This window comes from Escherichia sp. WS3227_2 (genome assembly GCF_046486495.1).
Lineage (GTDB): Bacteria > Pseudomonadota > Gammaproteobacteria > Enterobacterales > Enterobacteriaceae > Escherichia > Escherichia coli.
In genome coordinates this window covers 331,414-352,569 of record NZ_JBJQLG010000001.1, presented here as the reverse complement: position 1 = coordinate 352,569, position 21,156 = coordinate 331,414, and the positions used below count along the sequence as shown (strand labels likewise).

Genomic DNA, 21,156 nt, shown 5'->3' with positions numbered 1-21,156 from the left:
TCTCCGTTAGCCCAAATCGCCAAATCGTACTTGTAGCGCGGTAATGGCGGTGAGCGCAGTTGTCTCTGTACGCAAAACGCGAGGTCCCAACAGGATATCAGTAAATTGATAGCGGGCAGTCATGGCAATTTCATCTGCCGATAAACCGCCTTCCGGGCCAATCAGCAGGCGGACGCGTTCAACCGGTAACGGCAACGTATTGATGCTGTTACTCGCGCGCGGGTGAAGATTCAGTTTCAGTCCTTCATCCTGCTCTGCACACCAGGCTTCCAGATCCATCGCTGGACGGATTTCCGGCACCCGGTTACGACCACACTGCTCACAGGCAGCAATTGCAATCTTCTGCCACTGCTGGAGCTTCTTGTTCAGACGTTCACTATCCAGTTTAACGCCGCAGCGTTCAGAAAAAAGTGGCGTAATGAGGCTTACACCGAGTTCGATCGATTTCTGGATCGTAAATTCCATTTTTTCACCACGCGACATCACCTGACCGAGGTGAATATGCAGCGGAGATTCACGATCGTCGATCTGGCCTTCCAGCACTTTCACTTCCACGCTTTTTTTGCTGGCGCTGGTAATTTCGGCGTCAAAGACCTGGTTGCTGCCGTCAAATAATTGCAACGCCTGCCCCGGCCCCATACGCAGTACGCGCCCGATATGGTTGGCGGCATCTTCGCAAAGCGCGATGTGAGAATGGCTGGTCAGTGGTTCAGGATGATAAATGCGGGGGATACGCATAGTTAAAAATCCGCGTCGTCTCCCCACGCGGTTGTACGCGTGGGGTAGGGGTTAACAAAAAGAATCCCGCTAGTGTAGGTTAGCTCTTTCGCGCCTGGCAAGCGCGTTGCACATACGGGTTATGATTGCCCTGCACCTTCGCGATGCGTTCATCGCGCTCGCACTCCCAGTCGGTAACCGGATACATCTTGTCCCATGCGTTGAACAGTTGCGTTTGCTGGCGAGAGAGTGTCAGGTTGTATTGGTCACGCATATAGAAGTAGGTGCGCGCAATGGCACCGCGTGCACGCGCTGGTGGTTCGGCAGCTTTTTCTTTGAAATCGACCTTCATGGCGCATTGACCGTACTGGCCTTCACCGCCATTCCACTGGCTGTACATAAAGTTGCCGCGATCGCCATTCACCTCACCGACTGACGGCTGCAGGTTATGCATATCGCTTTCCATCTTGCGATAGACCGGATCTTTGGCGCAATTTTTACGTCCACCGTCCTGCCAGCACTGGCGCTGGTGACCGAATTGCCAGGCGGGAACGACGTGTTCCCATTCTACGCGGCTGGCGCGGTTTTCATTTTTGCGCACCTGATAGCCGCACGATTGCAGATCGACAACGCCTTTTTTGCCCTGCCAGTTAATTTTACATCCGCAATAAAACGTACCTGGCGCGTCAGCGTGGACTTTTACCGCCGCGGCTTTCGCCTGAGAAAAACTATTGATACCTTCGGCCAACGCCGGGCCGGAAAATGCTGCGCTCAGTACCACCGCAGCAATAGACAAATAACGGTACATCACTTACTCCGTGTTAAAACGAGCCAGCAACGTAGCGAAAGTTGTTTTGGTATGCAATCAGCCAGATCAGGAAAGTTCCTGATAGTTCAGATGGTTATTTTGCAATCAGCTGTTCGCCGCAGTGAACACAGCGATAGACGGCTTCGCCACGAACTACGCGATTATGGCGGCGTACGGTAAGCTGATGCTCCTGGCACTTGCAGCGGTAGGGGAAGGTGTTGCGACGCACGGATTGCAGTTCAAATTGATGCGTACGACGGGCGGGAACGCCCAGCACGCTTTCCATCATCCACTTCCACTCTTTGCCATGTGGCGCTACGCGGCCGAAATGTTTCCATACCAGCAAATGTGCCAGTTCGTGCGGCACCACTTCTTCAATAAAGGCTTCACTGTTTTCCAACAGCAAAACGGGATTGAGGCGGATTTCATAGCTTTCCAGCCAGGCTGTTCCGGCGGAGGTTCCGCGCTGGGTGTAAGAGAGTTTTGGCTCCGGGTAGTTACGCCCTAGCTTCAGGTTGGCCTGGGCGAGTTTTTCCCGCAGGCGACGCATAACGGCCTGTTGGATGGCGATAGGGAGACGGGATGTTTTCATAGCGGCAGAGGATAGAGCGAAGAAAAGATGACTGCAAGAGGCGGCTTCCTCCGCGACGGGAGGAAGCCTGAGGAGATTAATCGTGAGCGCCGATTTCGCGCAGTTTACGACCTTTCATCAGATTACGTTCAATATGTTCCAGCGAAACGTGTTTGGTTTCCGGTACCAGCCACAATGTCAGCAGGATAAACAGTACGTTCAGAGCCGCATACACCCAGAAGGTGTTGGCGTTACCCAGCGTGTTGAGCATGGTCAGGAACGTTGCGCCAACGATCATGTTGGCAATCCAGTTGGTGGCGGTGGAGCAGGTGATGCCAAAATCGCGGCCTTTCAGCGGCTGAATTTCGGAGCACAGTACCCAAATCAGCGGACCGGCACTCATGGCAAAGCCAACAATAAACATCAGCAGCATGGCGATGGCGAAATACTGCGCCGACGGAGAGTGGATACCGATATGCATCATTGTACCGAGTACGCCCATGCCAGCAGCCATCACCAGGAAGCCCAGCGTTAGCGTTGGTTTACGTCCCCAGCGGTCAACAAGGCCGATTGCGATAAAGGTGGCAAGTACGTTGGTCAGGCCGACAATCACTGTCCCCCACATTTGCTCGGTAGTGTTGGTATAACCCGCCAGTTCGAAGATTTTCGGCGCGTAATACATGATGACGTTCATCCCGGTGAATTGCTGCATTACCTGCAACAGTACGCCAAGGAACACCGCGCGGCGGAAGTTGCTGTTCTCTTTAAACAGCGCCCAGCCACTCTGTTTAACCTGCAAACTTTCACGGATTTCATCCAGTTCGCGTTTCGCTTCCGCGCTGGTGTCACGCAGGCGCAGCAGCACGCGTTCGGCATCAACAAAACGGCGTTTGGCGGCAAACCAACGAGGGCTGTCTGGCAAGAAGAAGACACCAATCAGCAGCAAAATTGCCGGGATGATAATCACACCCAGCATCCAGCGCCATGCACCGGTGTAGCTGAAGGCGGTATCAGAAAGATAAGCGCCGAGGATCCCGATAGTGATCATCAACTGATACATCGAGATCATACTGCCGCGAATTTTTTCCGGCGCAATTTCAGAGAGGTACAGCGGTGCGGTATAAGAGGCCACACCCACCGCCAGCCCCAGCAGAACGCGGGAAAGAATCAGTACTTCAACGTTTGGCGCAGCCGCAGAGAACAGTGAACCGGCAACAAACAGGATTGCGCCGATCATCAGGCTCTTTTTGCGCCCGAGTTTAAAGGAGAGCCAGCCGCTGCCCACCGCACCGACTGCCGCACCGAACATCATGGAGCTTACGACCCATTCTTGCGTGTGCGAAGTAATCTGGAATTCATCTGCAATAAACGGCAGTGCGCCAGCAATTACACCGATATCCAGGCCAAAGAGTAATCCCGCCAGAGCGGCAAGGAAGCAGACGAAAAACGTCATTGCCTTGTTTGACCGCCCCTGTTTTTTAGCGTCAGGCATGATGCCCTCCAATATGGTTATTTTTTATTGTGAATTAAGATAGGTGAGTACGACGTAAAAAGATGTGAAGCAAATCACATCAGTGTAATCGCTTACACTAACATTTATCTTGTTTATGATTTAAGTGCATGAAAATAATTGAGTTATATCATCATAGATTAAACGCTGTTATCTGCAATTAAGACTTTACTGAAAAGAAATGTAACAACTATGAAATCCAAATAATAATATGAAAATATTACAAATATTTGTCTGGCGTGGTTGGTGTAATCGGTTTCAGTAGCGATGATAATTTGCGGTAAAACGTGTTCAGGAAGAATGATGTTATTGTGCGGGCAGCTTTTTGCCGGATGCGGCGTGAACGCCTATCCACCGCGGTGAGGTAAAAGAAAAAGGCCAGCGCGAGGCTGGCCTTTGAAAGCAGGTGAAGAAAAATTACTTCAGACCGGCAGCATCGCGCAGCAGCTGCGCTTTGTCGGTTTTTTCCCACGGGAAATGTTCACGACCAAAGTGACCGTATGCTGCGGTTTCTTTGTAGATCGGGTGCAGCAGATCCAGCATCTGAATCAGACCGTATGGGCGCAGGTCGAAGAACTCACGTACCAGCAGAGTCAGTTGTTCAGAAGGCACTTTCTCAGTACCGAAAGTTTCCACCATGATAGAGGTCGGTTCAGCCACGCCGATTGCGTAGGAAACCTGAATTTCACAACGATCGGCCAGGCCAGCAGCAACGATGTTTTTCGCGACATAACGTGCAGCGTAGGCTGCGGAACGGTCCACTTTTGATGGATCTTTACCAGAGAATGCACCGCCACCGTGACGCGCCATGCCGCCGTAGGTATCAACGATAATTTTACGACCAGTCAGACCGCAGTCACCCATCGGGCCACCGATAACGAAACGACCGGTCGGGTTGATGAAGAATTTGGTGGCAGAAGTCAGCCATTCAGCGGGCAGAATCGGCTTGATGATCTCTTCCATTACCGCTTCTTGCAGCGATTTCTGGTCGATCTCTTCAGAGTGCTGAGTGGAAAGCACGACAGCATCAATGCCAACGATTTTGCCGTCGTCATACTGGAAAGTCACCTGGCTTTTCGCGTCCGGGCGCAGCCACGGCAGAGTGCCGTTTTTACGCACTTCAGCCTGACGCTGTACCAGACGGTGTGCATAGGTGATAGGTGCTGGCATCAGCACGTCGGTTTCATTGGTTGCGTAGCCAAACATCAGACCCTGGTCACCCGCGCCCTGTTCCAGCGGATCGGCACGGTCAACGCCCTGGTTGATGTCAGGAGACTGTTTGCCGATAGCGCTCAGAACCGCACAGGAATTAGCGTCAAAGCCCATGTCGGAATGCACATAGCCAATTTCGCGAACGGTGTTACGGGTGATCTCTTCGATGTCTACCCAGGCGCTGGTGGTGATTTCGCCGCCAACTAAAACCATGCCGGTTTTTACGTAGGTTTCGCAAGCAACGCGTGCTTTCGGATCCTGTTCGAGGATCGCGTCTAAAACGGCATCAGAAATTTGGTCAGCAATTTTGTCAGGATGCCCTTCAGAGACGGACTCGGACGTAAAAAGGTGTTTTGCCATATTTAATATCACCTAAAGAGAATTTGGTTAGCTCAAACTGTTGTGTGGATTTTCTGTGGTAGCGGATCCTACCACGACTCTGCAGGTTAAAAACACTGGCAGTCTGAGTGTTAATCGGTATGGATGGATTAACATCTGGATGGCTATTTTAGGTCAATTCTTCACCCGATTTCCACTTTTTTTTGAATCGTGTCTCATTCTGTTAAAAACGTGGCTGGAAATTTTTCCTGACAATGCTGGCATTCTGCGTATTTATCTTTTGCAATTTTCTGCCATTGTGGGGTATAAAACGCGGCGCGCGGCTTAAATAAAAAGCACACGACGTTTCTTTCGTGTTGCCACTTCCAGCCGGGTTGAAATCAGAGTTTTGGCTTGTGGGTTCGTCTTAACAGGCGGCCGTGGAGGTGATACGAAATAATGAACCGTTGTCTGCTGCTTAACCTGTCTCACCGTTCTGGTGAAGATTCGTTCCCCGCACTCTGCATCTCTGCTTTGCATACCTGCCGATGTTATACCCATCTCGGCGCTTCTCAGGATTCAAGAGCTGGTTACAGTTACTGAGGACTGAACAAGGGCGCTCTTGTAAAAACAAGAGTTTTCTCGTGGTTTCGCCGAACTGTCACACTTACGTTCGGTTATGTGCTTAATAATGTTATGAAAAAGAAACCGGTTGCGCAGTTGGAGCGTCAGCATTCACTGCTGGAAAATCCATGTGCTTATGGGTTGTTATCGCAGTTCCAGGCTGCGATAGTCGTTAACTGTTTTACACTTAATAAAATAATTTGAGGTTCGCTATGTCTGACGACATGTCTATGGGTTTGCCTTCGTCAGCGGGCGAACACGGTGTACTACGCTCCATGCAGGAGGTTGCAATGAGCTCCCAGGAAGCCAGCAAGATGCTGCGTACTTACAATATTGCCTGGTGGGGCAATAACTACTATGACGTTAACGAGCTGGGCCACATTAGCGTGTGCCCGGACCCGGACGTCCCGGAAGCTCGCGTCGATCTCGCGCAGTTAGTGAAAACTCGTGAAGCACAGGGCCAGCGTCTGCCTGCACTGTTCTGTTTCCCACAGATCCTGCAGCACCGTTTGCGTTCTATTAACGCCGCGTTCAAACGTGCGCGGGAATCCTACGGCTATAACGGCGATTACTTCCTCGTTTATCCGATCAAAGTTAACCAGCACCGCCGCGTGATTGAGTCCCTGATTCATTCGGGCGAACCGCTGGGCCTGGAAGCCGGTTCCAAAGCGGAGTTGATGGCGGTGCTGGCACATGCTGGCATGACCCGTAGCGTCATCGTCTGCAACGGTTATAAGGACCGCGAATATATCCGCCTGGCATTAATTGGCGAGAAGATGGGCCACAAGGTCTATCTGGTCATTGAGAAGATGTCAGAAATTGCCATTGTGCTGGATGAAGCAGAACGTCTGAATGTCGTTCCTCGTCTGGGCGTGCGTGCGCGTCTGGCTTCGCAGGGCTCCGGTAAATGGCAGTCCTCCGGCGGGGAAAAATCGAAGTTCGGCCTGGCGGCGACTCAGGTACTGCAACTGGTTGAAACCCTGCGTGAAGCCGGGCGTCTCGACAGCCTGCAACTACTGCACTTCCACCTCGGTTCGCAGATGGCGAATATTCGCGATATCGCGACAGGCGTTCGTGAATCCGCGCGTTTCTATGTTGAGCTGCACAAGCTGGGCGTCAATATTCAGTGCTTCGACGTCGGCGGCGGTCTGGGCGTGGACTATGAAGGCACCCGTTCGCAGTCCGACTGTTCGGTGAACTACGGCCTCAATGAATACGCTAACAACATCATCTGGGCGATTGGTGATGCGTGTGAAGAAAATGGTCTGCCACATCCGACAGTAATCACCGAGTCGGGTCGTGCGGTGACTGCACATCACACCGTACTGGTGTCGAATATCATCGGCGTGGAACGTAACGAATACACGGTGCCGACTGCGCCTGCAGAAGACGCACCGCGCGCCCTGCAAAGCATGTGGGAAACCTGGCAGGAGATGCACGAACCGGGAACTCGCCGTTCTCTGCGTGAATGGTTACACGATAGCCAGATGGATCTGCACGATATTCATATCGGCTACTCTTCCGGCACCTTTAGCCTGCAAGAACGTGCATGGGCAGAACAACTCTATCTGAGCATGTGCCATGAAGTGCAGAAGCAACTGGATCCGCAAAACCGTGCGCATCGTCCGATTATCGACGAACTGCAGGAACGTATGGCTGACAAAATGTACGTCAACTTCTCGCTGTTCCAGTCGATGCCGGACGCATGGGGGATCGACCAGTTGTTCCCGGTTCTGCCGCTGGAAGGGTTGGAGCAAGTGCCGGAACGCCGCGCTGTGCTGCTGGATATTACCTGTGACTCTGACGGTGCTATTGATCACTACATCGATGGTGATGGTATTGCCACGACAATGCCAATGCCGGAGTACGATCCAGAGAATCCGCCGATGCTCGGTTTCTTCATGGTCGGCGCATATCAGGAGATCCTCGGCAATATGCACAACCTGTTCGGTGATACCGAAGCGGTTGACGTGTTCGTCTTCCCTGACGGTAGCGTAGAAGTAGAACTGTCTGACGAAGGCGATACCGTGGCGGACATGCTGCAATATGTACAGCTCGATCCGAAAACGCTGTTAACCCAGTTCCGCGATCAAGTGAAGAAAACCGATCTTGATGCTGAACTGCAACAACAGTTCCTTGAAGAGTTCGAGGCAGGTTTGTACGGTTATACCTATCTTGAAGATGAATAATTAAGATTATTCCGCTGGCGGGTCGATTTATTTACGTAAATCGGCCCGCTTTCTTTTTATATATTCTTAAAAATAATTTAGTTGCTTTTCTTATTAAATAATCTCCCTACAATCGCTGCATTAATTAAATGCAGAGGGAACGGTTATGAAAAAATGGAAAGTACGTAGCGCGTTGATAGCATTAGCCGTGCTGCTGGCCGGTTGTTCCAGTAATGCGCAGTATAATAGCAGTGCATCAGGCAATGTCGGCACCGCCTGGGGTGGGGATGTACACTCATCGGTTCAGGGCGTATCTGCTGAACGAGTCTGGCGCGATCCGGCAGAGATGATCGTTATTAGTTATTCGACTAATGTTCCTTCCGGCTACGACCGCGTTTATAGCATTCGTATTAACGAACTGGAATATGCTATTCGCGATGGTAATTTTAATTCTCTACCTATTACGCGGGTTTATGATTCATCAAATAATGAACCACGCTATATTATCCATGCCAGAGTAGGAATGAATTATCAATTATATGTCCGCAATTACAGTCGTAACACCAACTACGAGATCGTTGCTACGGTTGATGGCCTGGATGTGCTGAACGGCAAGCAAGGTTCGCTGAATAACAAAGGCTATATTGTGAATGCCGGAGATTCGTTAGCGATTAAAGGATTCCGCAAAGATAAACATACTGAAGCGGCTTTTCAGTTCGCCAACGTTGCTGATTCCTACGCAGCCAATTCGGCGCAAGGGGATGTGCGTAATACCGGGGTAATCGGCTTTGCCGCCTTTGAATTACAAGGCCCGGCGCAAAACGCGATGCCGCCGTGCTCTGGACAAGCCTTTCCGGCAGATAACAATGGCTATGCGCCGCCACCGTGTCGGAAATAGCAACCTCGCTTGATGCCTCGTCCATTTAAGGCGATAATTAGCACAAACTTGTGTTTCGCAAATCCAACCCTTCCTCGTCGGGCCTAACGACGCGGAAGGGTTTTTTTATATCGACTTTGTAATAGGAGTCCATCCATGAGCACCTTAGGTCATCAATACGATAACTCACTGGTTTCCAACGCCTTTGGTTTTTTACGCCTGCCGATGAACTTCCAGCCATATGACAGCGATGCTGACTGGGTGATTACTGGCGTGCCGTTCGATATGGCCACTTCTGGTCGTGCGGGGGGACGCCACGGTCCGGCAGCGATCCGTCAGGTTTCGACGAATCTGGCCTGGGAACACAATCGCTTCCCGTGGAATTTCGACATGCGTGAGCGCCTGAACGTCGTGGACTGCGGCGATCTGGTATATGCCTTCGGAGATGCCCGTGAGATGAGCGAGAAGCTGCAGGCGCACGCCGAGAAGCTGCTGGCTGCCGGTAAGCGTATGCTCTCCTTCGGTGGTGACCACTTTGTTACGCTGCCGCTGCTGCGTGCTCATGCGAAGCATTTCGGTAAAATGGCGCTGGTACACTTTGACGCCCACACCGACACCTATGCGAACGGTTGTGAATTTGACCACGGCACCATGTTCTATACCGCGCCGAAAGAAGGTCTGATCGACCCGAATCATTCCGTGCAGATTGGTATTCGTACTGAGTTCGATAAAGACAACGGCTTTACCGTGCTGGACGCCTGCCAGGTGAACGATCGCAGCGTGGATGACGTTATCGCCCAAGTGAAACAGATTGTGGGTGATATGCCGGTTTACCTGACCTTTGATATCGACTGCCTGGATCCTGCTTTCGCGCCGGGAACCGGTACGCCAGTAATTGGCGGCCTGACCTCCGATCGCGCTATTAAACTGGTACGCGGCCTGAAAGATCTCAACATTGTTGGGATGGACGTAGTGGAAGTGGCTCCGGCATACGATCAGTCGGAAATCACCGCTCTGGCTGCGGCGACGCTGGCGCTGGAGATGCTGTATATCCAGGCGGCGAAAAAGGGCGAGTAAGCGCCGGATAAGATGCGTTATGCGTCAAATCCGGCGTAATAAAATGCTTACTTAACTCCATCCGCGCTCATACGATCGCGAATATGCTGGGCGCGTTCGGCGGATGCTGGATGGTCGTCAAACATTGAGCTTTGACGGCCTTCTTCCAGCTTCGCCAGTTTTTCAAAGCTGGTGGCAAGACCTGCCGGGCTGATGCCGCGTTGGCGCAGAAGATCGTAAGAATAATCATCGGCTTCTGCTTCCTGGCGCTGGGAGAATTGCGAATTAACTAATTTCTCGCCCAGATCACCGAGTTGTGATTGAGATAAACTGCCGACAATCCCGCCCGCAGAGGCCGCAGCTACTCGCACGGCATTTGTACCAAGTGCCACCTGCATCCCTTTCTTCACATGGCCTAACGCCACGTGCCCCATTTCGTGACCGATCACCGCTTCGACTTCGTTATCCGTCATCATATCCATCAGCCCGCTATAGACGCGGATACAGCCGTTAGCCATTGCAAAGGCGTTCACATCCTTCGCCATATACACTTTGTAATTCACCGGCTGACCGTTGATATTGTTGCCTAGCGCATTGGCAATAGTTGTCAGACGTTTAGCGTATTCGCTATTGGCTGGCGCAATCGTCGCCTTGCTGTCCATCTCCTGACATGCCTGATCGCTCAGGGTTTTCACCTGCGCATCACTCAAACTGTAAGCCTGAAAAGCTTCCGCTCCTGATGAGAGCAGTCCGTTGGAGTCCATATTCTGGCAACCGGTCAGTACCGTTGCCACGCTCATTGCTACCAATAAGGCGCGAATTTTCATGTTTTCTCTTCCGCACAAGGTCAGGATTATTCTAAAAATGCGCCGTTTGCAGGTGAATCGACGCTTAGTCTCAGTATAAGGAAAAGCGCAGCGGACGGGCGAGCAGATTGCGCAACATGCGAGCATGATCCAGAGATTTCTGAAGCGGCAAAAGGATGTTCCATGTACATGACGCGCGGCTTGCGGTAAATTGTTGGCAAATTTTCCGGCGTAGCCCAAAACGCGCTGTCGTCAAGTCGTTAAGGGCGTGCCCTTCATCATCCGATCTGGAGTCAAAATGTCCTCACGTAAAGAGCTTGCCAATGCTATTCGTGCGCTGAGCATGGACGCAGTACAGAAAGCCAAATCCGGTCACCCGGGTGCCCCTATGGGTATGGCTGACATTGCCGAAGTCCTGTGGCGTGATTTCCTGAAACACAACCCGCAGAATCCGTCCTGGGCTGACCGTGACCGCTTCGTGCTGTCCAACGGCCACGGCTCCATGCTGATCTACAGCCTGCTGCACCTCACCGGTTACGATCTGCCGATGGAAGAACTGAAAAACTTCCGTCAGCTGCACTCTAAAACTCCGGGCCACCCGGAAGTGGGTTACACCGCTGGCGTGGAAACCACTACAGGTCCGCTGGGTCAGGGTATTGCCAACGCAGTCGGTATGGCGATTGCAGAAAAAACGCTGGCGGCGCAGTTTAACCGTCCGGGCCACGACATCGTCGACCACTACACCTACGCCTTCATGGGCGACGGCTGCATGATGGAAGGCATCTCCCACGAAGTTTGTTCTCTGGCGGGTACGCTGAAGCTGGGTAAACTGATTGCGTTCTACGATGACAACGGTATCTCTATCGATGGTCACGTTGAAGGCTGGTTCACCGACGACACCGCAATGCGTTTCGAAGCCTACGGCTGGCACGTTATTCGCGGCATCGACGGTCATGACGCGGCATCCATCAAACGCGCAGTAGAAGAAGCGCGCGCAGTGACTGACAAACCGTCCCTGCTGATGTGCAAAACCATCATCGGTTTCGGTTCACCGAACAAAGCCGGTACGCACGACTCCCACGGTGCGCCGCTGGGCGACGCTGAAATCGCCCTGACCCGCGAACAGCTGGGCTGGAAATATGCACCGTTCGAAATCCCGTCTGAAATCTATGCTCAGTGGGATGCGAAAGAAGCAGGCCAGGCGAAAGAATCCGCATGGAACGAGAAATTCGCTGCTTACGCGAAAGCTTATCCGCAGGAAGCCGCTGAATTTACCCGCCGTATGAAAGGCGAAATGCCGTCTGACTTCGACGCCAAAGCGAAAGAGTTCATCGCTAAACTGCAGGCTAATCCGGCGAAAATCGCCAGCCGTAAAGCGTCTCAGAATGCGATTGAAGCTTTCGGTCCGCTGTTGCCGGAATTCCTCGGCGGCTCTGCTGACCTGGCACCGTCTAACCTGACCCTGTGGTCTGGTTCTAAAGCAATCAACGAAGATGCTGCGGGTAACTACATCCACTACGGTGTTCGCGAGTTCGGTATGACCGCGATTGCTAACGGTATCTCCCTGCACGGTGGTTTCCTGCCGTACACCTCCACCTTCCTGATGTTCGTGGAATACGCACGTAACGCCGTACGTATGGCTGCGCTGATGAAACAGCGTCAGGTGATGGTTTACACCCACGACTCCATCGGTCTGGGCGAAGATGGCCCGACTCACCAGCCGGTTGAGCAGGTCGCTTCACTGCGCGTGACCCCGAACATGTCCACATGGCGTCCGTGTGACCAGGTTGAATCCGCGGTCGCGTGGAAATACGGCGTTGAGCGTCAGGACGGCCCGACTGCGCTTATCCTCTCCCGTCAGAACCTGGCGCAGCAGGAGCGTACTGAAGAGCAGCTGGCAAACATCGCGCGCGGTGGTTATGTGCTGAAAGACTGTGCCGGTCAGCCGGAACTGATCTTCATCGCGACCGGTTCGGAAGTTGAACTGGCTGTTGCCGCCTACGAAAAACTGACAGCCGAAGGCGTGAAGGCGCGCGTGGTTTCCATGCCGTCTACCGACGCGTTCGACAAGCAGGATGCGGCTTACCGTGAATCCGTCCTGCCGAAAGCGGTTACTGCACGCGTTGCGGTAGAAGCGGGTATTGCTGACTACTGGTACAAGTATGTTGGCCTGAACGGTGCTATCGTCGGCATGACCACCTTCGGTGAATCTGCTCCGGCAGAGCAACTGTTTGAAGAGTTTGGTTTCACCGTTGACAACGTTGTTGCGAAAGCCAAAGCGCTGCTGTAATCAGTAAGACGTTTTGTGAGAAGGGCCGCGAAAGCGGCCCTTCAGATTATTGGCAAAGTGCGCGTTGTTCATGTCGGATGCGGCGTGAACGCCTTATCCGACCTACAAGATCGTGCAAATTCAATATATTGCAGGAAGTATGTAGGCCTGATAAGCGTAGCGCATCAGGCAGTTTTGCCTTTGCCATCAGTCTCAAGGGCCGCGAAAGCGGCCCTTTTTTTACTTAGTAGAGATAAACGGAACTGTACTGCCGGGGATCATGGTATCGGGTAGCTTACCGTCCCAACGCTCAGCAGTGGTGAGGGCAACAAGTCCGGGATTATCCCGCAGAGCTTCACCGCGCAGGCGGATCGCTTCTGCTTCAGCCGCACTTTTTAAACGAATAGTTTCAGCCTCTGCCGCGCCTCTTACGCGAATAGTCTCAGCTTCTGCTTTGGCTGCCGCCAGTTTACTATCTGCTTCTGCCTGGGCCTGAGTTACCGCTATTTGCGCCTGGATTTTCTCTGTTTCCAGATTTTGCTTACGTGTGGCAATGGCGACTTCTGCTTTCATTCGATCTTCAATCGATTTTTCATAAGCGTCAGAAAAATCAATATTTTCAATCTGAACACCATCAATCACCACCGGGCCAACAACGGCTTTACGCATCGCGTTTTGCAGATCCTGCACCAGTTTCGTACGATCTTGTACCGCGCTAATGGCGGTATATTGCCCGAAAACATTCTCCAGTTGGGTTGGCAGCTGGCGGACGATCAGACGCTCTTTTAAAGATTCAATGGTGTTGTAGGTTGTATAAACTGCGCCAGCTTCTGAAGGTTTAATGTGGAAGCTGACTGATACTGTCATTTGTGCCGGTTGCTGGTCGCGGCTGTAGGCCTGTAATCCCTGATAAACCACAGCCTGATTACGCGTGGAAATTTTCTCCACGCTTTCCATAAAAGGGATCTTAAAACCCAGACCCGGCTCGGCAACTTTTACGATTTTTCCGTAGCGCAGCAAAATGCCGCGTTCACCTTCATTAACGGTGTAATACGAGAGAAATGGCAGCACAACCACGGCAAGCACGCCAATGACGATAGCAATAGATTTTTGTGGGCGAAATGAGGTTATTGAAACAGGTGCTTTCATGACAATCTTCCTTGAGTTAAGTGTGGGAATATGTCACATGAGGTGAGGAGAAAACAGCCGACAGGTGAGAATTCAGAATCTATAAAGGGGTATAGCGAAAAAACATTGCATTAGAAAAGTATGCTTTCGGACATTCAATAAATAAATAGAGACATGCATCACAAATACAATAACAAACAAAATGTTGATTTTGTGATAAACATAACAAATACAAAGTTGACTTTGTAAGTATTTATTTCATGTTGTTGTTATTTAAAGTTTTATTATTTTTGTTCATGGGGTTTTTCTTCTCGCGTACCCAATTGCTTTCATTAAACTGCACGAGTATTTTATTTTTACCGCCGGACGGCACCCTAAAAATAAAATAAGGATAATTTATGCGGCTTATTAATTATTTTCCAGAATTATCAATTTCAGTTATACATTCAGCAAAAGACTGGCAGGAAGCTATCGATTTCTCGATGGCATCATTGCGGGATAAAAACTATATCAGCGAGAATTACATTCAGTCTATTAAAGACTCCACCATCAGCAATGGTCCTTATTATATTCTCGCACCAGGCGTGGCAATGCCTCATGCTCGACCGGAATGTGGGGCGCTTAAAACCGGGATGTCTTTAACGTTACTTAAACAAGGTGTTTATTTTCCGGGGAATGACGAACCGATAAAATTACTCATCGGCCTTTCTGCTGCCGATGCCGATTCGCACATTGGCGCTATTCAGGCGTTAAGTGAATTATTGTGTGAAGAAGAAATACTCAACCAATTATTAACAGCAGCATCAGAAAAACAATTAGCGGACATAATCAGCCGCGGATAATTACTCTCTCCTCTACAGGATAATATTATGGAAAACAAGTCTGCTCGTGCAAAGGTCCAGGCTTTTGGGGGCTTTTTGACTGCAATGGTCATCCCCAATATCGGCGCTTTTATAGCCTGGGGTTTTATAACGGCGTTATTTATTCCCACCGGCTGGCTGCCGAATGAGCATTTCGCCAAAATTGTCGGTCCGATGATTACCTATTTATTACCCGTGATGATTGGTTCTACTGGTGGTCATCTGATCGGCGGCAAACGCGGCGCGGTCATGGGCGGAATTGGTACGATTGGTGTGATCGTCGGCGCTGAAATCCCGATGTTCCTTGGCTCGATGATTATGGGGCCGCTCGGTGGTCTGGTGATTAAATATATCGATAAGGCACTGGAAAAACGCATACCTGCCGGTTTTGAGATGGTTATCAATAACTTCTCATTAGGTATCGCGGGGATGCTCCTTTGTCTGCTGGGTTTTGAAGTGATCGGCCCTGCGGTGTTAATTGCCAATACTTTCGTCAAAGAGTGTATTGAGGCGCTGGTACATGCGGGTTATCTGCCTTTGCTGTCAGTCATCAATGAACCGGCGAAAGTGCTTTTCCTTAATAATGCGATCGATCAGGGCGTCTATTATCCGCTGGGAATGCAACAGGCATCAGTTAACGGCAAATCCATCTTCTTTATGGTGGCATCCAATCCAGGGCCTGGCTTAGGACTGTTGCTGGCATTCACTCTGTTTGGTAAAGGGATGAGTAAGCGCTCTGCACCTGGTGCGATGATTATTCACTTCCTCGGCGGTATCCACGAACTGTATTTCCCATATGTGCTGATGAAGCCGCTGACCATTATTGCCATGATTGCGGGCGGTATGTCTGGCACCTGGATATTTAACTTACTGGACGGTGGTCTGGTGGCTGGCCCAAGTCCGGGGTCTATCTTTGCTTACCTGGCACTGACGCCGAAAGGCTCGTTCCTGGCGACAATTGCCGGTGTTACGGTAGGTACCCTGGTGTCCTTTGCTATCACTTCGCTGATACTGAAGATGGAAAAAACGGTGGAAACGGAGAGCGAAGATGAGTTTGCTCAGTCAGCCAATGCGGTTAAGGCGATGAAACAAGAGGGTGCATTCTCGTTAAGCCGGGTTAAGCGTATCGCCTTTGTTTGCGATGCGGGGATGGGCTCCAGCGCGATGGGCGCAACCACCTTCCGTAAATGTCTGGAAAAAGCGGGGGTGGCAATTGAAGTAAAACATTACGCGATAGAAAACGTGCCTGCGGATGCGGATATCGTTGTTACTCATTCCAGTCTGGAAGGGCGCGTGAAACATGTGACGGATAAACCGCTGATACTGATTAATAACTATATTGGCGATCCAAAACTCGACACTTTATTTAATCAATTAACCGCCGAACATAAACACTGATTACAGAGGTAAAAATGAAAACCAAAGTTGCTGCTATTTATGGCAAGCGGGATGTCCGTCTGCGCGAATTTGAACTGCCAGAAATTACCGATAATGAACTGTTAGTGAGTGTGATTTCTGACAGCGTCTGTTTATCGACCTGGAAAGCGGCGTTACTCGGTAGTGAACATAAACGCGTACCCGACGATTTAGAAAATCATCCGGTCATTACCGGGCATGAATGTGCCGGGGTTATTGTTGAAGTGGGTAAAAATCTCACCGACAAATATAAAAAAGGCCAGCGTTTTGTATTGCAACCGGCGATGGGGTTACCAAGCGGATATTCAGCGGGCTACAGCTACGAATATTTTGGCGGTAACGCCACCTATATGATTATTCCCGAAATCGCCATTAATTTGGGCTGCGTATTACCGTATCACGGCTCTTATTTTGCTGCGGCGTCGCTGGCAGAGCCTATGTGCTGCATTATTGGCGCTTATCATGCCAATTATCACACCACGCAATATGTTTATGAGCATCGCATGGGCGTTAAACCTGGCGGCAATATTGCGCTGCTGGCGTGTGCAGGTCCGATGGGCATTGGCGCTATCGATTATGCTATTAACGGCGGCATACAACCGTCGCGGGTGGTGGTGGTCGATATCGACGACAAACGCCTGGCGCAGGTACAAAAGCTGCTGCCGGTGGAACTGGCGGCCAGTAAAGGCATTGAGCTGGTGTATGTGAATACCAAAGGGATGAGCGATCCGGTCCAGACGCTGCGGGCGCTGACGGATGATGCCGGATTTGATGACGTATTTGTCTATGCAGCGGTGCCTTCAGTCGTCGAGATGGCTGATGAATTACTGGCGGAAGATGGCTGCCTGAACTTCTTTGCCGGGCCGACGGATAAAAACTTCAAAGTGCCGTTTAATTTCTACAACGTCCATTACAACAGCACGCATGTCGTCGGTACATCCGGCGGTTCAACGGACGACATGAAAGAGGCGATTGTGCTTAGCGCCACGGGGCAGTTACAGCCGTCGTTTATGGTGACCCATATCGGTGGCCTGGATACAGTGCCAGAAACCGTGCTCAATCTGCCGGATATCCCCGGCGGTAAAAAACTCATTTATAACGGCGTGACCATGCCGCTGACTGCCATTGCCGATTTTGCCGAAAAAGGCAAAACCGATCCGCTGTTTAAAGAACTGGCGCGGCTGGTTGAGGAAACGCATGGCATCTGGAATGAGCAGGCCGAGAAATATCTGCTGGCGCAATTTGGCGTTGATATTGGGGAGGCCGCGCAATGATGTCCCTGGCGTGGCCATTATTTCGCGTTACGGAACAGGCAGCGTTGGCTGCCTGGCCGCAAACCGGATGTGGCGACAAAAATAAAATTGATGGCCTGGCGGTCACCGCGATGCGCCAGGCATTAAACGACGTCGCTTTTCGTGGGCGAGTGGTTATCGGCGAGGGAGAGATTGACCATGCGCCGATGCTGTGGATTGGCGAAGAGGTGGGCAAAGGCGATGGGCCAGAAGTCGATATCGCGGTTGACCCGATTGAAGGCACCCGGATGGTGGCGATGGGGCAGAGCAATGCGCTGGCGGTCATGGCTTTCGCCCCTCGAGATAGCCTGTTACACGCGCCCGATATGTATATGAAAAAACTGGTTGTTAATCGGCTGGCGGCGGGCGCGATTGATCTGTCCATGCCTCTGGCGGACAACTTGCGCAACGTGGCGAAAGCGTTAGGCAAACCGCTGGACAAGCTGCGTATGGTTACGCTGGATAAACCGCGCCTGAGTGCCGCAATTGAGGAAGCAACACAGCTGGGCGTGAAGGTTTTTGCCCTGCCGGATGGCGATGTCGCCGCCAGCGTGCTGACCTGCTGGCAGGATAATCCTTTCGATGTGATGTACACCATCGGCGGTGCGCCAGAAGGCGTGATTTCTGCCTGTGCCGTTAAAGCATTAGGCGGGGATATGCAGGCCGAGCTGATTGACTTTTGTCAGGCTAAAGGGGATTACACGGAAAATCGGCAGATTGCAGAGCAGGAGCGCAAGCGTTGCAAGGAAATGGGCGTTGACGTTAACCGTGTGTACTCGCTCGATGAACTGGTGAGGGGGAACGATATCCTCTTTAGCGCTACGGGCGTGACGGGCGGCGAGTTGGTGAACGGAATCCAACAGACGGCGAATGGGGTGCGGACGCAGACATTACTGATCGGCGGCGCGGACCAAACGTGTAATATAATAGACTCCCTGCATTGATGGTGATCTATCGGAAGACCAATGGCGACGCTGACAGAAGATGATGTGCTTGAGCAACTGGATGCACAGGACAATTTATTTTCATTTATGAAAACTGCGCATTCTATTTTGCTCCAGGGGATACGCCAGTTTCTGCCGTCGCTGTTTGTCGATAATGATGAAGAGATCGTCGAATATGCAGTGAAGCCGTTACTCGCCCAAAGCGGCCCGCTTGACGATATTGATGTTGCACTGCGTTTGATTTATGCGCTGGGGAAAATGGATAAATGGCTGTACGCCGATATCACGCATTTTTCCCAGTTCTGGCATTACCTGAACGAACAGAATGAAATGCCCGGATTTGCCGATGACATGACCTGGGATTTTATTAGCAACGTCAATAGCATAACCCGCAATGCGACGCTCTATGACGCGTTGAAAGCGATGAAGTTCGCCGATTTCGCCGTCTGGTCAGAGGCGCGTTTTAGCGGGATGGTCAAAACGGCGCTGACGCTGGCAGTAACGACCACCTTAAAGGAATTAACGCCGTGAAAATTGAATTAACGGTGAATGGTCTGAAGGTATCAGCACAGTACCATGTTGATGAGATAGAAAATGTACATAAACCGTTGCTGCGCATGTTGGCGGCCTTACAGACGGTAAATCCGCAGCGGCGTACGGTGGTTTTTCTTTGCGCTCCGCCGGGGACGGGTAAATCTACCCTAACCACCTTCTGGGAATATCTCGCGCAACAAGACCCGGAACTGCCCGCTATTCAGACGCTGCCGATGGATGGTTTTCATCATTACAATAGCTGGCTGGATGCGCATCAATTGCGCCCCTTCAAAGGCGCACCAGAGACATTTGACGTTGCGAAACTGGCGGAAAATCTGCGCCAGGTCGTGGAAGGGGATTGTACGTGGCCGCAGTACGATCGACAAAAGCATGATCCTGTTGAAGATGCGTTGCACGTTACCGCACCACTCGTCATCGTCGAAGGAAACTGGCTATTACTGGATGATGAAAAGTGGCAGGAGTTGGCATCTTTCTGCGATTTTTCTATTTTTATTCATGCACCTGCTCAAATTCTGCGGGAGCGCTTGATTAGTCGTAAAATTGCGGGAGGATTATCGCGGCAAGAAGCCGAAGCTTTTTATGCCCGAACCGATGGTCCCAATGTCGAGCGTGTGCTGGTGAATAGTCGTCAGGCCAATCTGATAGTAGAGATGACCGAAGAAGGCAGATATCACTTCAAAAGCTGACAATTTATTCCAGTTATTGCAGGGGTATTATTACGCCAGCCTGGAATAAAGCCCCCTACAAAAGGGGATAAAAGTGTGATGTAAGTCAGATAAATGTCTTCTTCGGCTGGACAATCATTCCTTTTATTCCACGTTTCGCTTATCCTAGCTGAAGCGTTTCAGTCGATTAAATGTTCGACAATTAACCAATCAGTCGCAGTTTGCGACAGGTAAGGTTTCCCCGGACGATTTGCTGGATTACTCTGTCTGGCAAATTTGCTCAGGGAAAACCTTGCAGGAGATCTATGACCGTACGCGTAGCGATAAATGGCTTCGGTCGCATCGGGCGTAATGTGGTTCGTGCCTTGTATGAATCCGGACGCCGGGCGGAAATTACCGTGGTGGCAATCAACGAACTGGCGGATGCTGCGGGCATGGCGCATTTGTTGAAATATGACACCAGCCATGGCCGTTTTGCATGGGAAGTACGACAGGAACGTGATCAACTTTTTGTTGGTGATGACGCCATCCGCGTATTGCATGAACGTTCACTGCAATCGCTCCCCTGGCGTGAACTTGGCGTTGATGTAGTCCTCGACTGCACCGGCGTATATGGCTCCCGCGAGCATGGTGAAGCACACATTGCCGCCGGGGCTAAAAAAGTGCTCTTTTCACATCCTGGCAGTAACGATCTCGACGCGACCGTTGTTTATGGCGTCAATCAGGATCAACTTCGTGCGGAACACCGCATCGTTTCTAACGCTTCCTGTACCACGAATTGCATAATTCCCGTCATCAAATTGTTAGATGATGCGTACGGTATTGAGTCTGGCACTGTGACCACAATTCACTCCGCCATGCATGATCAACAGGTTATTGATGCATACCATCCTGACCTGCGTCGCACTCGGGCAGCCAGTCAGTCGATCATTCCGGTCGATACCAAACTGGCCGCCGGTATCACACGTTTTTTTCCGCAATTTAACGATCGCTTTGAAGCGATTGCGGTACGTGTACCAACCATAAATGTGACGGCAATCGATTTAAGCGTGACGGTGAAGAAACCTGTAAAAGCCAATGAAGTCAACCTGTTGCTGCAAAAAGCAGCACAAGGTGCATTTCATGGTATAGTTGACTATACGGAATTGCCGTTGGTCTCTGTAGATTTTAACCACGATCCGCACAGTGCCATTGTCGATGGCACCCAAACCCGGGTTAGTGGCGCACACCTGATCAAAACGTTGGTCTGGTGCGATAACGAATGGGGCTTTGCTAACCGAATGCTCGACACGACGTTAGCTATGGCTACTGTTGCTTTCAGGTAAGACGCAAGCAGCGTCTGCAAAACTTTTAGAATCAA

Annotated in this window: 21 protein-coding genes; 14 read left to right on the top strand and 7 right to left on the bottom strand. The window is 51.1% G+C overall.

The genetic code is table 11. The features are described 5' to 3' along the window. Positions 1-6: 6 nt before the first annotated feature. The 5 genes from rsmE to metK form a co-directional block, all read right to left on the bottom strand. Positions 7-738: a 16S rRNA (uracil(1498)-N(3))-methyltransferase gene (gene rsmE / locus ACJHXB_RS01725; protein WP_001222509.1), complete on the bottom strand. Its 732-nt coding sequence runs from the start codon at positions 736-738 to the stop codon at positions 7-9. Positions 739-817: 79 nt separating this feature from the next. Next, the gene (gene endA / locus ACJHXB_RS01720) at positions 818-1,525 is read right to left on the bottom strand and encodes a deoxyribonuclease I (protein ID WP_000286497.1); all 708 of its coding nucleotides are present in this window, start codon (positions 1,523-1,525) and stop codon (positions 818-820) included. A 94-nt stretch (positions 1,526-1,619) separates the two neighbouring features. After that, on the bottom strand, positions 1,620-2,117 hold the full coding sequence (locus tag ACJHXB_RS01715; RefSeq protein ID WP_001296359.1) for a SprT family zinc-dependent metalloprotease: 498 nt from the start codon (positions 2,115-2,117) through the stop codon (positions 1,620-1,622). A gap of 76 nt (positions 2,118-2,193) precedes the next feature. After that, positions 2,194-3,588 (bottom strand): galactose/proton symporter, encoded by a 1,395-nt coding sequence (galP, locus tag ACJHXB_RS01710; protein ID WP_001112301.1) that lies wholly within the window; start codon positions 3,586-3,588, stop codon positions 2,194-2,196. A 435-nt stretch (positions 3,589-4,023) separates the two neighbouring features. Further along, positions 4,024-5,178 carry a methionine adenosyltransferase gene (gene metK, locus ACJHXB_RS01705; RefSeq protein ID WP_001062128.1) on the bottom strand — a complete coding sequence of 385 codons (1,155 nt, stop codon included), beginning with the start codon at positions 5,176-5,178 and terminating at the stop codon, positions 4,024-4,026. Positions 5,179-5,233: 55 nt separating this feature from the next. Between metK and yqgD the strand changes: the two genes are divergently transcribed. The 6 genes from yqgD to speB all read left to right on the top strand — a co-directional run bounded on the left by yqgD (position 5,234) and on the right by speB (position 9,882). Continuing rightward, a complete protein-coding gene (gene yqgD / locus ACJHXB_RS01700; RefSeq protein ID WP_001303651.1) occupies positions 5,234-5,485 on the top strand; it encodes a protein YqgD in 252 nt (83 codons plus the stop codon). 110 nt (positions 5,486-5,595) lie between these two features. Beyond that, the gene (gene yqgG, locus ACJHXB_RS01695) at positions 5,596-5,739 is read left to right on the top strand and encodes a protein YqgG (RefSeq protein WP_001297404.1); all 144 of its coding nucleotides are present in this window, start codon (positions 5,596-5,598) and stop codon (positions 5,737-5,739) included. A 93-nt stretch (positions 5,740-5,832) separates the two neighbouring features. Then, a complete protein-coding gene (yqgB, locus tag ACJHXB_RS01690; RefSeq protein ID WP_001297406.1) occupies positions 5,833-5,964 on the top strand; it encodes an acid stress response protein YqgB in 132 nt (43 codons plus the stop codon). An 8-nt stretch (positions 5,965-5,972) separates the two neighbouring features. Continuing rightward, positions 5,973-7,949, top strand: coding sequence for a biosynthetic arginine decarboxylase (gene speA / locus ACJHXB_RS01685; RefSeq protein ID WP_001604835.1), 1,977 nt, complete (start codon positions 5,973-5,975; stop codon positions 7,947-7,949). 145 nt (positions 7,950-8,094) lie between these two features. Beyond that, complete coding sequence (locus ACJHXB_RS01680) at positions 8,095-8,826, top strand: hypothetical protein (RefSeq protein ID WP_001604834.1); 732 nt, start codon at positions 8,095-8,097, stop codon at positions 8,824-8,826. 135 nt (positions 8,827-8,961) lie between these two features. Further along, positions 8,962-9,882, top strand: a complete 921-nt coding sequence (speB, locus tag ACJHXB_RS01675; protein ID WP_000105566.1) for an agmatinase — start codon at positions 8,962-8,964, stop codon at positions 9,880-9,882. Between the two features lie 47 nt (positions 9,883-9,929). Here the strand turns inward: speB and loiP are convergent, their stop codons facing one another. Continuing rightward, the gene (loiP, locus tag ACJHXB_RS01670) at positions 9,930-10,688 is read right to left on the bottom strand and encodes a metalloprotease LoiP (protein WP_001297457.1); all 759 of its coding nucleotides are present in this window, start codon (positions 10,686-10,688) and stop codon (positions 9,930-9,932) included. A 277-nt stretch (positions 10,689-10,965) separates the two neighbouring features. On the opposite strand from loiP, the gene tkt reads away from it, so the two are divergent. Further along, the gene (gene tkt, locus ACJHXB_RS01665) at positions 10,966-12,957 is read left to right on the top strand and encodes a transketolase (protein ID WP_000098633.1); all 1,992 of its coding nucleotides are present in this window, start codon (positions 10,966-10,968) and stop codon (positions 12,955-12,957) included. Between the two features lie 219 nt (positions 12,958-13,176). On the opposite strand, the gene ACJHXB_RS01660 is transcribed toward tkt, so the two are convergent. Next, on the bottom strand, positions 13,177-14,085 hold the full coding sequence (locus ACJHXB_RS01660) for a prohibitin family protein (RefSeq protein WP_000646928.1): 909 nt from the start codon (positions 14,083-14,085) through the stop codon (positions 13,177-13,179). Positions 14,086-14,462: 377 nt separating this feature from the next. Here ACJHXB_RS01660 and cmtB point away from each other — a divergent pair, with 377 nt between their 5' ends. The 7 genes from cmtB to epd all read left to right on the top strand — a co-directional run bounded on the left by cmtB (position 14,463) and on the right by epd (position 21,121). Continuing rightward, the gene (cmtB, locus tag ACJHXB_RS01655; protein ID WP_410233454.1) at positions 14,463-14,906 is read left to right on the top strand and encodes a PTS mannitol transporter subunit IIA; all 444 of its coding nucleotides are present in this window, start codon (positions 14,463-14,465) and stop codon (positions 14,904-14,906) included. Between the two features lie 27 nt (positions 14,907-14,933). Further along, complete coding sequence (cmtA, locus tag ACJHXB_RS01650) at positions 14,934-16,322, top strand: PTS mannitol transporter subunit IICB (RefSeq protein ID WP_410233453.1); 1,389 nt, start codon at positions 14,934-14,936, stop codon at positions 16,320-16,322. A 14-nt stretch (positions 16,323-16,336) separates the two neighbouring features. Then, positions 16,337-17,614: a zinc-binding dehydrogenase gene (locus ACJHXB_RS01645; RefSeq protein WP_001604829.1), complete on the top strand. Its 1,278-nt coding sequence runs from the start codon at positions 16,337-16,339 to the stop codon at positions 17,612-17,614. Then, positions 17,611-18,576 carry a class II fructose-bisphosphatase gene (gene glpX / locus ACJHXB_RS01640; RefSeq protein ID WP_001604827.1) on the top strand — a complete coding sequence of 322 codons (966 nt, stop codon included), beginning with the start codon at positions 17,611-17,613 and terminating at the stop codon, positions 18,574-18,576. Before ACJHXB_RS01645 ends, glpX begins: the two co-directional genes overlap by 4 nt. Positions 18,577-18,597: 21 nt before the next feature. Next, positions 18,598-19,107 (top strand): fumarase E, encoded by a 510-nt coding sequence (gene fumE, locus ACJHXB_RS01635; RefSeq protein WP_000224133.1) that lies wholly within the window; start codon positions 18,598-18,600, stop codon positions 19,105-19,107. Then, positions 19,104-19,817 (top strand): nucleoside/nucleotide kinase family protein, encoded by a 714-nt coding sequence (locus ACJHXB_RS01630; RefSeq protein ID WP_001604826.1) that lies wholly within the window; start codon positions 19,104-19,106, stop codon positions 19,815-19,817. The genes fumE and ACJHXB_RS01630 overlap by 4 nt, the downstream gene beginning before the upstream one ends. 284 nt (positions 19,818-20,101) lie before the next feature. Further along, positions 20,102-21,121 carry an erythrose-4-phosphate dehydrogenase gene (epd, locus tag ACJHXB_RS01625; protein ID WP_000218480.1) on the top strand — a complete coding sequence of 340 codons (1,020 nt, stop codon included), beginning with the start codon at positions 20,102-20,104 and terminating at the stop codon, positions 21,119-21,121. Positions 21,122-21,156 lie beyond the last annotated feature (35 nt).